The following is a 594-nucleotide window of genomic DNA, read 5'->3' on the forward strand; positions in this document are numbered from 1 at the left end:
AGAAGACAAAAGCATATTGATATTGTAATCAGCTACCAAAAAAGTAGCGATGGGCTGCATCTACTCATGGACTCTACAGGCATGAAGTTTCTAGGTGAGGGCGAATGGAAATGCAAGAAACATGGACCTGAATATCGTCGCCAATGGCGTAAACTTCATATTGGTATAGATGCTAAAACCCTACAAATACGAGCAGTTCAGCTTACAACCAATAATGTCAGTGATTCACAGGTGCTTGGTGATTTACTTAATCAGATTCCACAAGATGAGCAGATTAACTCTGTTTATACCAATGGAGCTTATGACACCAAGCAATGCCGTCAGGTCATTGCAGATCGGCAAGGGCATGCGGTGATTCCACCTAGAAAAAATGCGAAACAATGGAAAGATACAAAGAGTAGCTCGCTAGAGCGAAATGAATTACTTAGAACAATTAAACGTTTAGGCAGGACACTATGGAAAAAATGGTCAGGCTATCATCGTCGAAGTTTGGTTGAAACTAAGATGCATTGCATCAAATTATTAGGAGATAAACTCAGTGCAAGGAGTTTTGATAGCCAAGTGAATGAGATCCATGCACGTGTAGCAGTCCTT

The 594-nt window shown here is 40.7% G+C and carries 1 protein-coding gene; it reads left to right on the forward strand.

All coding sequences use genetic code 11. The features are described from left to right. On the forward strand, nt 1-594 hold a 594-nt coding region (locus L6C30_RS14700), incomplete at both ends, for an IS5 family transposase (protein WP_236163338.1).

This window comes from Acinetobacter sp. KAM396 (assembly GCF_021602765.1).
Classification (GTDB): domain Bacteria; phylum Pseudomonadota; class Gammaproteobacteria; order Pseudomonadales; family Moraxellaceae; genus Acinetobacter; species Acinetobacter towneri_A.